The sequence below is a fragment of the Simplicispira sp. genome, assembly GCF_028687295.1.
Lineage (GTDB): Bacteria > Pseudomonadota > Gammaproteobacteria > Burkholderiales > Burkholderiaceae_C > Simplicispira > Simplicispira metamorpha.
In genome coordinates, this window is sequence record NZ_JAQUAL010000108.1 from 1 (window position 1) to 10,965 (window position 10,965).

The following is a 10,965-nucleotide window of genomic DNA, read 5'->3' on the forward strand; positions in this document are numbered from 1 at the left end:
GCGAGACGGCGGCGACCATGGGGATGGTGGCCTGGCCACCGCAGGTGACCATGTTGACGTTCATCTCGCCTTTGCCCACGTGGGCCTTCAGGTTCACCGGGGGCACGCAAAAAGGGCCGATGGCGGCAGGGGTGAGGTCGATCATGAGCGCGCCCTGCTCGTTCACTTTGCGCGAGTTCTCGGCGTGGACGTAGGCGCTGGTGGCGTCAAAGACGATTTGTACGCCGTCCGCCTTCATGTGCGGGATCAGGCCATCGACGCCGTCGGACGTGGTCTTGATGCCCATCTCGCGGGCGCGTTTCAGGCCGTCCGATTCGGGGTCGATGCCGACCATCCAGACGGGCTCGAGCACGGGGCTGCGCTGCAGCTTGGCCAGCAGGTCGGTGCCGATGTTGCCCGGGCCTATCAGGGCGCATTTGATTTTTTGCATGGAATGTCTCCTGTCTCAAATAAAGCGCACCGAGCAGCCGCCGATGCCGCCAATGGTCACGCGCAAACTGTCACCGGCCTGCACCGGCACCATGATCCCCAGCGAGCCCGACAGCACCACCTCGCCCGCCTTCAGGCCCATGCCCAGGCGCCCCAGGGTGTTGGCCAGCCAGGCCACGGCATTGGCCGGGTGGCCCAGCGCCGCGGCGCCCGCGCCGGTGGCAACGATCTCGCCGTTCTTCTCCAGCACCATGCCGCAGGTGGCCAAATCGACATCGCGCGGATCGACCAGCCGGTCGCCCAGCACGAACACGCCGCAAGAGGCGTTGTCGGCCACGGTGTCCTGGATCTGGATCTTCCAGTCGCGGATGCGCGAATCGACGATCTCAAAGCAGGCCATCACGCCCTCGGTGGCGGCCATGACATCGGCGGCGGTCACGCCCGGCCCCATCAGGTCTTTTTTCAGGACGAAGGCGATTTCGCCCTCGGCCTTGGGCTGGATCAGCGTGCGGGCCTCGATGGGCTGGCCTTCGTTGTAGACCATGCCATCGAGCAAGATGCCAAAGTCGGGCTGGAACACGCCCAACATGTTCATCACGGCCTGGCTGGTGACACCGATTTTTTTGCCCACGACGCGCTCGCCTGCACCCAGGCGGCGGGCAATCAGCCGCTGCTGGATGGCGTAGGCGTCTTCGATGGTGATGTCGGGGTGGCGGCTCGACAGCGGGTCAAGCACCTGGCACGCCGTCAGCGCGCCATACAGCTCGTCGCCAAGCTGCTCTATCAGGGTGGAGTTCATGGTGTTCTCAAGCGTTCAAAGGAAGGGGTTCATCAGGGCGGGCCTCGGCCAGAAAGTCGCCCACCAGCCGGGCAAAGCGCGCGGCGTGTTCAATTTGTGTCCAGTGGCCGCACTGGCCAAACACATGCAGTTGCGAGCGGACAATCCACTGCGACAACGTCAGCGACGTGGACAGCGGAATCACCTGGTCATCACGGCCATGCACCACCAGCGTGTGGTGCGGCAGCGCCCGGATGGCGGACTCGGGGCTGCACATGGCGTCCACCCAGCGCTGGCGCGGTGCCGGAAACATGGCCGCAAACGATTCCTGAAAACCGGGCTGGATGCTGGCCTCGTAGCGCAGGCGGGCCAGCTCGTCGGTGACCAGGCTGCGGTCATAGGCAAACACATCCAGCAGCTTGCGCATGTTCTCCAGCGATGGCGTGTACCCCCAGGCCGCATCCAGGCCGGGCGTCAGGGTGAAGGGCACACCCACGCTGCCCATCAGCACCAGTCGGCGCACCCGCTGCGGGTGGCGAATGGACAGCGCCAAAGCCAGCGCACCGCCAAACGAGTTGCCCACCAGATCGGTTTTCTCAATGCCCAGCGCGTCCAGCACGCCCACGGCCTGGCGCACCCAGGTATCCATGTCGTAGCGCTGGCCGGGCTGGCTCAGGTCAAGCCGGTCGGTAAAGCCAAAGCCCACCATGTCGGGGGCAATCACCCGGGCCTGCTGGGCCAGCACGGGCATTACCAGGCGCCAGTTGGCCCAGGCCGATACCCCGGCGCCAGAGCCGTGGATCAACAGCACCGGGTGGCCGCTGCCGACATCGTGACAATTGGTGCGGATGCCCGCCGCCACCACCGAGTGGGCGATTTCAGGGTTGCTCATGTCGCAAAGTCCTCAGAGCTTGATGCAGACGTTTTTCAGCTCGGTGTAGAACTCCAGCGAATGCACGCCGCCCTCGCGGCCAATGCCCGATTGCTTGGAGCCGCCAAACGGTGTGCGCAGGTCGCGCAGGAACCAGCTGTTGACCCACGACAGGCCCACCTTCATCTTCTGCGCCACGCGGTGGGCACGCGAGACGTCGCGCGTCCAGATGGCGGTGGCCAGGCCATAGACGTTGTCATTGGCCTTGGCCAGCACTTCTTCTTCGGTGTCGAAGGGGGCAATGTGGCAGCAGGGGCCGAAGATTTCTTCCTTGATGACGCGGGCGGTCTCGGGCAGCCCCGTCCAGATGGTGGGTTGCACCCAGGCGCCCTCGGCAAACCCGGCCCCCATGTCAGGCACACCGCCGCCCGTGACCACAGTGGCGCCTTCGGCCACCGCCAGCTGGTAGTACGACAGCACCTTGGCCTGGTGTTCTTTGCTGATGACGGGGCCCAGTTTGGTGTCGGCATCTTCGGGCAGGCCGATCTTCCAGCCCTCGACCTGCTTTTTCAGCTCGGCCACGAATTTGTCAAAAATGGGGCGCTGCACGTACACGCGCTCGGTGCCCAGGCAGACTTGGCCGCTGTTGACAAACGCCGAGCGCAGCGTGCCTTCAATGGCCGCGTCAAAGTCGGCATCTTCAAAGATGATGGCGGCGTTCTTGCCGCCCATTTCCAGGCTCACGGGGCGTGCGCCCTTGGCGGCAGCCTTCATGATGACCTCGCCGGTGCGGGTTTCGCCGGTGAAGGTGATGGCATCCACGCCGGGGTGCGTGGTCACAAACTCGCCTGCCGAATCGGGGCCAAAGCCATGCACCACGTTGTACACACCCGGGGGAATGCCCGCCTCGTTCATGACCTCGCCCAGCAAGGCGGCGGTTTGCGGCGTTTCTTCCGAGGGCTTGACCACCACAGTGTTGCCGCAGGCCAGCGCCGGGCCCACCTTCCAGGTCATCAGCAGCAGCGGCAGATTCCAGGGGCAGATCACGCCGACCACGCCCACAGGCGAGCGGTAGCCGTAGTTGATGGCACCACGGCCATCGGGTGTGGCCATCTCGAAAAACTCGGTGGGCACGTTTTTAACCACGTCGGCAAAAACCTTGAAGTTGGCCGCACCGCGTGGAATGTCGATGTGGCTGGCCAGGCTGCGCGGCTTGCCGGTATCGGCGCATTCAGCGGCCAGAAACTCTTCAAAGCGGCGGTTGATGCCATCGGCCACGGCATACAGGCGCTCCACCCGCTCGGCCACACTCATCTGGCCCCAAGGGCCATCGAGGGCAGCGCGCGCAGCCGCCACAGCGGCATCGACCTGCTCGCGCCCGGCCTCATGCACCTGTGCAATCACCCCGCCATGCACGGGCGAGTGTTTGTCAAAAGTGCGGCTGCTGGCGACATGCTGGCCGTTGATGAAGTTGAGTACCTGTTTCATGGGATTTTCCTAACGTTGCAGTTCATGCCAGACCCCGGGCCTGCAACGCGGCCCGGGCAATGGTTTCGTCCTGTGCTTTGTGCCCACCAAAGACACCGATGGGGCAGCGCTGATGGCCATGCCCTCCACAGTGCAATGGAGGGCACGGACACCGGCACTGCCTCAAAAGGCCTTGACCAGCGTCAGGCGCACCAGCGAGCCCTTGGGCTGTGGGCCGGTGCCCGCCTCTGCGCGCAGCTCTTTGTAGACAGCGCCTTTGAGGGCCAGGCCCGGTGCCATGGGGTACACCACCTCCGCGCCCAGGGCATGGCGCGAGGATTTGTTCAGGCTGGCTCCAGGGCCGCTGTCGTTGCTGGTTTGCCACTGGCTGTAGCCCACCACACCGGCCTGCACCGGGCCAAAGGCTTTGCCCAGGCCCCACTCCATGGTCACCTGGTTGCCGTGGCGCAGGCCGCTGTCGGTTTTGCCGTGGCGCTCAAAACGCAGCAGGGCAGAGCCGCTGAGGGTTTTGGCCGTGTCAAAGTAATACGTCAGGCCACCGGTGAGCATGGTGCTTTTGAAGCCCTTGCCTGCCGAGGCCGGGTGGCCGGTGCTGCCCGAATCAAGCCACATGCCCGCAGCCGCCACGGCGTCCCACTGCGTGCCGTGCCAGCCCAGCACCAGCGGCCCGACATAGACATCGCCCACACCCGAGCGGCTGTCAGAAATACCCGCCGCGTTGATGGTCAGCGAAGTGCGCAGCAGCGGCACGATGGCCTCGACGCCGTAGTCCGCGCCCAGCACTTGGTGGCCGGTCATCCAGACAAAGCGGTTGGCCAGCGCCGTCACGGTGCCGCTGTTGTGGCCCGGCAGGTTGGTGCTGGAGCCCGGCGCACGAAAGCTGTTGATGTTGTAGTTGACCAGGTAGCCCAGGTAATAGACGCCCGGCGGGGGGGCGCTGGCAGCCTGTATGCCTTCCACGCCCGGCACATAGTGGCCTTCGGCCTGCGCAGCCAGGGGAGACAGGCCCGCCAACAGCGCCAGTGCGGCGCTGGCTATCGCGTTCTTTTTCATTGGTGTTCTTTCTTGGAGGCGGTGGTGCGGGGCGCCACCCGCAGTGCAGGCGCGCCCCAGCAAAAGGGGTGCAAGGGGCAGCCGGGGCTCAGGTGTACACGTCGGTGAAAGAGGCCACCAGTTCGCCCGTGTGGTAAAAAATTCCGCTGCCCAGGCGGTCTTCGCTCCAAGTGGTCACGGGGCGGTCGGGCTGCGCCAGGTAGCCCAGGCCGGCAAAGGTTTCGTTGCGGTTGCCGCTGGGGTCAAAGAAGTAGATGGTTTCGCCGCGCGTGATGCCGTGGCGTGTGGGGGCCACGTCGATCTTGACCTTCTTCTTGGCCATGACGTCGGCGGCCTTGAGCACGTCATGCCACGAGTCCAGGAAGAACGCGATGTGGTGCAGGCCGCTGACCGGGCCACCCACGAAAGCGATGTCGTGCGGTGTGCTGGTGCGCGCCATCCAGGTAGCGGCTTGCATATCGCCGTTGGGGCCGACCAGAATTTGCTCGGTCAGGAAGAAGTCCAGGCACTCCTTCATGAAACGGGTGTTGTCCTGCACGGTGTTGATGCCCGCCTCGGGGTTCATCTCGCACATCAGCAGGCAGTGGTCCAGCCAGTGCGCGCCCGCGCCCCGGATACCGTCGGGCCATGGATCGGGGTTGCGCGTACCCACGTCGGTGCCGACATATTCCTTGCTGGCATACAGGCGCATTTCGTGGCCGCTGGGCAAGTTGAATTGCAGCATGCGGCCCGTGGAGGGCAGCGCGCCTTCATCCAGCCAGGTGGTGGAAACGCCCCAGGCTTCGATGCGTGCCTGAAAAGCGTCCAGATCCTCGTCCTTCTCGACCTTGTAGGCGACATGGTTGATGCCGGCACGGTCGCTGGGCGTCAGGATCAGGGAGTATTTGTCCCACTCGTCCCAGCACTTCAGGTACACGTTGCCTGCGTTGTCCTTCATCGTGGTTTTCAGGCCCAGCACTTCTTCGTAATGCTTGACGGCTGCATCCATATCCATGACGCGAATGCTGATATGCCCAATTCGTAAAACGCCCATTGCATGTCTCCTTGTGGTTAGTGAAATCGTTGGCTATCTGTCGTGGGGAAAAAACCAGGCACCGGCACTCAAGCGGCTGCGGGGGTGGGGGCGCCCAGTGCGCGGCCCAGAAAAGGTTTGCGCAGCAGCGGCGTTACCTCCAGGCGCACGGGCTCCAGGGGGGCCACGCGGCAAGCCAGGGTGCAGCCTTGGGCTTCTTCAGACTGGCTGACATGGGCACGGCTGATCGGGCCCAGTGGCCGCACTGCGCCCTCCAGAATGCGCACCTTGCAGACACCGCAGCCACCATTGACACACCCAGCCGGAATGCCTTTGCGCCCCAGGCGCAACATGCCTGTCAGCAGGCTCTCATGGGCAGCGCAGTCAAAGCTGTCGCCGGTTTGCGCCACCGTGATGCGCAGGGTCGAAGCAGGCAAAGTCATGGACTGGCCCCCCCGGTCAGATGCTGCGGAACAGCGGGCTGCGCGTTTTTTGTGCATCGGCAGCCGAGAGAAACTTCTCGGTGTAGATGTCGCGCTCAAACAAGCGGCCTTGCATCAGCGTGCCAATGCAGGCTTCGATCATGGGTGGCGGGCCGCACAGATAGGCCTTGTGACCCACAAAGTTGCCGCTGAAATGCGCCTGGGCGGCCTCATGCACAAAGCCGCGCGCGCCCGTCCACTGCGTCCCTTCGGGCACCTCGGACAGCACCGGCACGTAGTTGAAATTGGCATGCCGGGCGGCCAAGGCGCGAAATTCAGCGTCGTAGTACAGCTCGTCCAGGGCGCGCTGGCCATACACCAGCGTGATGGGCTGGGTGCAGCCCTGGGCCAGCAGCTCCAGAATCATCGAACGCGGGCTGGACAGCCCCGAGCCACCGGCCATGAACACCATCGGCAGCTGGGCCGATTGGCGCACAAAGAAGCGGCCATAGGGGCCGGTGATCTGCACCGTATCGCCTTCGTGCAACGACTGGTGCAGCCATGTGGTGCCAGCGCCACCAGGCACCAGACGCACGTTCAGTTCGATCTCGCTGCTCTGGCCATCGGCACCGGGCGCGTTGGCAATCGAGAAAGCACGGCCCCCTTCCGCGCCCGGAATCTGCACCTGCACGTACTGACCGGCCTGAAAGCGAATCGGCTGGTTCAGGCGCAAATGCAGCGCCTTGATGGTGGGCGTGAGCTGTTCAATGCGCAACACGGTGGCGCTGAAATCGCGCACCGGAATGACCTGGGCATCGGGTTCGTCCTCGATGTCGGCCTCGATGGTGGCGTCCGATTGCAACGTGGCGCAGCAGGCCAGGGTCATGCCGTCGTCGCGCTCCATCTCCATCAGCGCAAACGGATTGGCCGCGCCGTGGTCCACCTCGCCGTCTGTCACCTGCACCTTGCAGGTGCCACACAAACCGTGGCCGCAGGCGTGCGGAATGTAGATGCCCTGGCGCAGCGCGGCGTCGAGCAAGGTCTGGCCGTCTTCCACCTCAATGGTGGCGCCCAGGGGTTCAAGGGTGAGTTGGTAGCTCATGGTGTGGGGGGGCCGCCGGGCGCCACTGCGCACCCGGCGGCTGGCCTTGCGTGAACGGTTAACTGAACGATCCGCCAATGCCGGTCAGGCCCGGCGTGCGAAAACGGATCACGTCCTTGTGGCCCAGGCCGTTGTCCTGCAACGACTTGGCCGGGTCGGGCGTCCACGGCTGGCCGGACTTGAACCACTCGACACAGCCCCAGTCGATCTTGGCAAAGTCGGGGTGGTAGCCATAGATGCCGGGCAGCACGGCCTGGGCCAGTGCGCCAAACGGCGTGTCGGCGGGCAGCGGCAGCGCCACCGGAGCGCAAAACAGCAGGTGGTCTTCCCAGCCGATGTAAAGCAGGGGCGCGGGGAAGTTCTCGCGCACATCCTTGGCCGGAAAGTGGTAAGGCTTGAGGGCGGTCACGCTCATGGCTTTGCTCCTTGGTCTGCGCTGCTGTCGGAAGCTGCTTGCGCAGGTGGGACGGGCGCTGCATCGCCACGCCAGGCAGCAAAGTTCTTTTGGTCTTCAGAACCTTCAAAGTCGAAGTTGTCACGCCCGACCTCCAGCTCGTACCAGTCCAGCACGGCCATCAGCGGATCGAACCCTTCGGCGCTGGGGTCGGTGCCCGGCTTGAAGCAGTGGCCCTGGTAAATCTGGTGTACCGGCAGCCACGACTGGACGTATTTTTCCGGCTCGTGGTCGAAGATTTCTTTGCAACCGTCGCTGCAAAAGTGGTACTTGTCGCCCTGGTAGTCCGATTCGCGGTAGCAAATCTTGGTCGGATCGCCCGGCTCGGTAAACACCATCGGAATCTGGCAAGTGGTGCACAGCATGGGCAGCGTCTTGTTGTAGAAGCGATTGCCTTGTTCTTGCTGCGTGCGCAGGTGCTCCAGGCGGGGGCGGTAGTACTTGTCGAAGGTGTCGGGGTACTTCTCGCTCAGCCACTGCATCTCTTCTTCCTTGGGAATCCAGGTGTGGAAGGGCGCGGCGGCGCAGTAGTTGTAGAAGGTGTTCCAGGCTTGGTGGCTGATGTGGTCTTTGCCCTCACAGGCCTGCTTCCAGCCCTTGGGCTCACGGATGCCGTAGCGTGCCAGGTCGCGGAACAGGGCGCCGCCGTTTTGCTCGGCGTACATCTCCCAGGCCTCTTTCCAGCTCATCACGCGCTTGGGCAGCATGTAGTCCTGCATCATGGCCACCAGCGTCAGCACGCGGTAGCCGCGCCAGAACCACTTGTCGATCCACTTTTGCACGATGGGCACGTTGGCCGGGTCTTGCTCCAGCATGAACTTGATGCACTCAATGCCCAGCGTCATGTGGCGCGACTCGTCCGACTGGGCCGAGAAACCAAACGTCACGGTACTCATGTCGCCGTTGTGCGCCGCACCGCTCATGAAGGGCACAAACAGCAGGTTGGTCAGCACGTATTCGAACGAGAAGCTCACTGCCGTCAGGAACTCGAACGGCCCGCCGGTCGAGGCATCTTCAAAGAACGACTTGGGCACCGACAAATACCAGACCCGGTCAAACCAGTGGCTGGATTTGTGCATGCCGTTGAAGTACTTGTTGTAGTGCGACAGGGCGTGCGTCTCGGTCTGGAAGTGGCGCAACTCGTCCACCGCCTGCATCTGCGAGGCCACGCGCGCACCCGCGCCGGTGAAGTGGCGGCCCACGTGGGCAAAGCCCCGGTGGGCGTAGTACTCGAGCGGCACCACACCCTGAATGAACAGCTTGAGCGCGTTGACGTAGCGCGCATCCGAGATGCTGAGCTGGCCGTTGTTCTGGGCAAACGCCTCGATCACGGCGTAGAGTTTTTTCTCTTTCTCGCCCTGGTACTTCCAGTAGGCATCCATGGTCAGGCGGAAGGGGTCTTCCCACTTGTCCCAGTCGTGGATCTTGATGCCCTCGTACTTGTCGTAAGGGAACACCTTGTCCATCGGCTGGTAGGTGGTGTCCCAGGCCAAACCGCGCGTCATCGCGGAGTAGCGCTCTTTGAGGCCGAGCTTTTTCTTGCTCACGGGTGCGTCCATGGTCTTGTCTCCTTGGTGTGGGGGGTGCGTGGGGCCGCGGTTCAGCGCAGCCAGCTCAGTGACAACTCGTCGTCGTCCTCGTCGATGTGGCCCGAGAGCGTCACGAGGTTGACGTGGATTTGCTGCAAATCGAAGCGCTGGCCGGTCTGCTCTTCAATGGTTTCGCGGCGCACGACCAGGCGCCCGGGGGCGTCGATCTTCACCAGCCCTGGCGAATGCACGGCAGTGGCTTCGGGGTTGTCGGCCAGGATGGCGTCGATGATCGGGCGGGACTCTTCGTTGTCCTGAAAGGCGATGAAGACGTTGGAAACAACAGGGGCGTTCATGGGCATGCTCCTCAGACGGCCAGACCGGCCTTGCGGGCGCGGGCCGTGAGCGCATCGCGCACCGCCTGCAAAGACGGGGCGCCAGCGCCGCCCAGGGCGATCTCGGCGATGGGTGCCAGCGCCGCTTGCGCCTGGTCGGCATAGCGCTGGAACCAGCTGCTGATGAGCGAGTGGTTGTCGGCGTTTTCAGCGGCAGCCACCTTGACCACGGCATCAATCCAGCGGGCGCTCTCGGCGTGCCATTCGGGCATGAACGAGGTCAGCATGGCCACGGCGGTACCGCCCTGCACGGTCAGGTGGTCGTCCACAAAATGGCCATAGACCAGCGGGTACAGCAGGCCGTCGATGGCCAGGTTCTGCGCCACAAACAGCTCAAACGGGTCTTGGATGACCAGCGTGTCCTCAACCAGGCGGCGCAGCACCTGCCAGCGCGGGTCTTGCAGCCAGGTGTTTTTGCCAGCCTCCAGCGCAGCGGGCTCGCCCAGCGCCAGGCCCAGGCGGGTGAGGTACTGCGCCACGCCCAGCGCATCCATGGCATGGAACATGGCCGGTGCCGTGAACGCCGTGCCGTAGCCGCGCGAGCAGATGGTGCAGTTGTTCATGTTGGCACCCCAAGCCGCGTGGCGCAGCGGCACCAGCACGTCGCTGGCCTTGGCGCGCAGGGCATCGGGCATCTTGTCGATCAGGCCGCGCGATTCGACGAACTGGTAGTTGGCCTCCATCGCTTCTTGCTGGCGGGCGCGGGCCATCGTCCAGTTGGCGTAGTAGTACTGGCGCGGGTCGCGCAACACATACCAGTCGGCCAGTTTGACCGCCGTGCGCCCGGTGTCGAACAGCTCGAACTCGGGCTCCCAGGTGGGGCGGTAATGGAAGTTGGCCGTGGGCTGCACGCCCAGGGTGGCCTCCTGGTAGCGCGAGGCCACCTTGTCGCCGTGGTAAGCGGCCACGCGGGCAAAGGTGTTGCGCAGCGGCGTGATCTCTCGCGCTTGCAGGTCAATGTTCATGTGCTTTGTCTCCTCAAACGGTGGTGGAAGCCGGGCTTTCAGCGCCCTCGTCCAGCCAGCGCACCTGGTGCGTCTGGCAGAACGCCTCGAAGGCCGGTTGCGGCAGCATCAACTCCACCGCCAGCTCGGGCCATCCGATCGAAAACTCGAACTCGACAAGGCCATTGCCCCTTCTTTGCAGGACACGGACAAACTTGCGCGAGACATCGCAGGGCAGGTCGTTCATGGCCATTGGCTCAGGGTTCATTGCGGGCTCCTTGGGGTTGGCTTTGCACGTCAGGTAGTGCATGGGCCGTGCCAGCTTTCTGCACCCACCCCAGAAATATCGATAAAACAAGGGTTAGGGCGTGTCATCAACCAAATCCTGAGTGTGGAGCACGGCCATGGTACTTGTCATGCCAGCCAAACCACAGCAGCGGCAAGGTAGATAGCGCCCAGGAAGTTGCGCGCCGTCTTGTCGTAGCGTG

At 63.9% G+C, this 10,965-nt stretch carries 12 protein-coding genes and 1 pseudogene; all 13 read right to left on the minus strand.

Translation table 11 applies throughout. The features are described 5' to 3' along the window. A pseudogene (locus PHX69_RS11755) lies at positions 1 to 430 on the minus strand (acetaldehyde dehydrogenase (acetylating)); the annotation flags it as partial. Positions 431 to 445: 15 nt separating this feature from the next. After that, positions 446 to 1,228, minus strand: a complete 783-nt coding sequence (gene dmpE / locus PHX69_RS11760; protein ID WP_119014779.1) for a 2-oxopent-4-enoate hydratase — start codon at positions 1,226 to 1,228, stop codon at positions 446 to 448. 7 nt (positions 1,229 to 1,235) lie between these two features. Next, positions 1,236 to 2,099 carry an alpha/beta fold hydrolase gene (locus PHX69_RS11765; protein ID WP_119014780.1) on the minus strand — a complete coding sequence of 288 codons (864 nt, stop codon included), beginning with the start codon at positions 2,097 to 2,099 and terminating at the stop codon, positions 1,236 to 1,238. Positions 2,100 to 2,111: 12 nt separating this feature from the next. Further along, positions 2,112 to 3,566: a 2-hydroxymuconic semialdehyde dehydrogenase gene (locus tag PHX69_RS11770; RefSeq protein ID WP_119014781.1), complete on the minus strand. Its 1,455-nt coding sequence runs from the start codon at positions 3,564 to 3,566 to the stop codon at positions 2,112 to 2,114. A 162-nt stretch (positions 3,567 to 3,728) separates the two neighbouring features. Next, positions 3,729 to 4,619: a SphA family protein gene (locus tag PHX69_RS11775; protein WP_288043865.1), complete on the minus strand. Its 891-nt coding sequence runs from the start codon at positions 4,617 to 4,619 to the stop codon at positions 3,729 to 3,731. 88 nt (positions 4,620 to 4,707) lie between these two features. Next, positions 4,708 to 5,652: a catechol 2,3-dioxygenase gene (locus PHX69_RS11780; protein WP_288043868.1), complete on the minus strand. Its 945-nt coding sequence runs from the start codon at positions 5,650 to 5,652 to the stop codon at positions 4,708 to 4,710. Between the two features lie 68 nt (positions 5,653 to 5,720). After that, on the minus strand, positions 5,721 to 6,074 hold the full coding sequence (locus PHX69_RS11785; RefSeq protein ID WP_119014784.1) for a 2Fe-2S iron-sulfur cluster-binding protein: 354 nt from the start codon (positions 6,072 to 6,074) through the stop codon (positions 5,721 to 5,723). A gap of 16 nt (positions 6,075 to 6,090) precedes the next feature. Next, positions 6,091 to 7,155 carry an NADH:ubiquinone reductase (Na(+)-transporting) subunit F gene (locus PHX69_RS11790; protein WP_288043870.1) on the minus strand — a complete coding sequence of 355 codons (1,065 nt, stop codon included), beginning with the start codon at positions 7,153 to 7,155 and terminating at the stop codon, positions 6,091 to 6,093. A gap of 58 nt (positions 7,156 to 7,213) precedes the next feature. Continuing rightward, a complete protein-coding gene (locus tag PHX69_RS11795; protein ID WP_119014785.1) occupies positions 7,214 to 7,570 on the minus strand; it encodes a phenol hydroxylase subunit P4 in 357 nt (118 codons plus the stop codon). Further along, positions 7,567 to 9,168, minus strand: a complete 1,602-nt coding sequence (locus PHX69_RS11800; RefSeq protein ID WP_288043874.1) for an aromatic/alkene/methane monooxygenase hydroxylase/oxygenase subunit alpha — start codon at positions 9,166 to 9,168, stop codon at positions 7,567 to 7,569. Before PHX69_RS11800 ends, PHX69_RS11795 begins: the two co-directional genes overlap by 4 nt. 41 nt (positions 9,169 to 9,209) lie before the next feature. Continuing rightward, positions 9,210 to 9,494, minus strand: a complete 285-nt coding sequence (locus PHX69_RS11805) for an MmoB/DmpM family protein (protein ID WP_288043876.1) — start codon at positions 9,492 to 9,494, stop codon at positions 9,210 to 9,212. Between the two features lie 11 nt (positions 9,495 to 9,505). Continuing rightward, complete coding sequence (locus PHX69_RS11810) at positions 9,506 to 10,498, minus strand: aromatic/alkene monooxygenase hydroxylase subunit beta (protein ID WP_119014787.1); 993 nt, start codon at positions 10,496 to 10,498, stop codon at positions 9,506 to 9,508. A gap of 13 nt (positions 10,499 to 10,511) precedes the next feature. After that, on the minus strand, positions 10,512 to 10,745 hold the full coding sequence (locus PHX69_RS11815) for a phenol hydroxylase subunit (RefSeq protein WP_119014795.1): 234 nt from the start codon (positions 10,743 to 10,745) through the stop codon (positions 10,512 to 10,514). Between the last annotated feature and the right edge of the window lie 220 nt (positions 10,746 to 10,965).

What these genes read in the sequence shown, in the direction of transcription:
- dmpE (WP_119014779.1), bottom strand. Translation starts at nt 1,228, where the DNA reads ATGAACTCCACCCTGATAGAGCAGCTTGGCGACGAGCTGTATGGCGCG.
- PHX69_RS11765 (WP_119014780.1), bottom strand. Translation starts at nt 2,099, where the DNA reads ATGAGCAACCCTGAAATCGCCCACTCGGTGGTGGCGGCGGGCATCCGC.
- PHX69_RS11770 (WP_119014781.1), bottom strand. Translation starts at nt 3,566, where the DNA reads ATGAAACAGGTACTCAACTTCATCAACGGCCAGCATGTCGCCAGCAGC.
- PHX69_RS11775 (WP_288043865.1), bottom strand. Translation starts at nt 4,619, where the DNA reads ATGAAAAAGAACGCGATAGCCAGCGCCGCACTGGCGCTGTTGGCGGGC.
- PHX69_RS11780 (WP_288043868.1), bottom strand. Translation starts at nt 5,652, where the DNA reads ATGGGCGTTTTACGAATTGGGCATATCAGCATTCGCGTCATGGATATG.
- PHX69_RS11785 (WP_119014784.1), bottom strand. Translation starts at nt 6,074, where the DNA reads ATGACTTTGCCTGCTTCGACCCTGCGCATCACGGTGGCGCAAACCGGC.
- PHX69_RS11790 (WP_288043870.1), bottom strand. Translation starts at nt 7,155, where the DNA reads ATGAGCTACCAACTCACCCTTGAACCCCTGGGCGCCACCATTGAGGTG.
- PHX69_RS11795 (WP_119014785.1), bottom strand. Translation starts at nt 7,570, where the DNA reads ATGAGCGTGACCGCCCTCAAGCCTTACCACTTTCCGGCCAAGGATGTG.
- PHX69_RS11800 (WP_288043874.1), bottom strand. Translation starts at nt 9,168, where the DNA reads ATGGACGCACCCGTGAGCAAGAAAAAGCTCGGCCTCAAAGAGCGCTAC.
- PHX69_RS11805 (WP_288043876.1), bottom strand. Translation starts at nt 9,494, where the DNA reads ATGAACGCCCCTGTTGTTTCCAACGTCTTCATCGCCTTTCAGGACAAC.
- PHX69_RS11810 (WP_119014787.1), bottom strand. Translation starts at nt 10,498, where the DNA reads ATGAACATTGACCTGCAAGCGCGAGAGATCACGCCGCTGCGCAACACC.
- PHX69_RS11815 (WP_119014795.1), bottom strand. Translation starts at nt 10,745, where the DNA reads ATGAACCCTGAGCCAATGGCCATGAACGACCTGCCCTGCGATGTCTCG.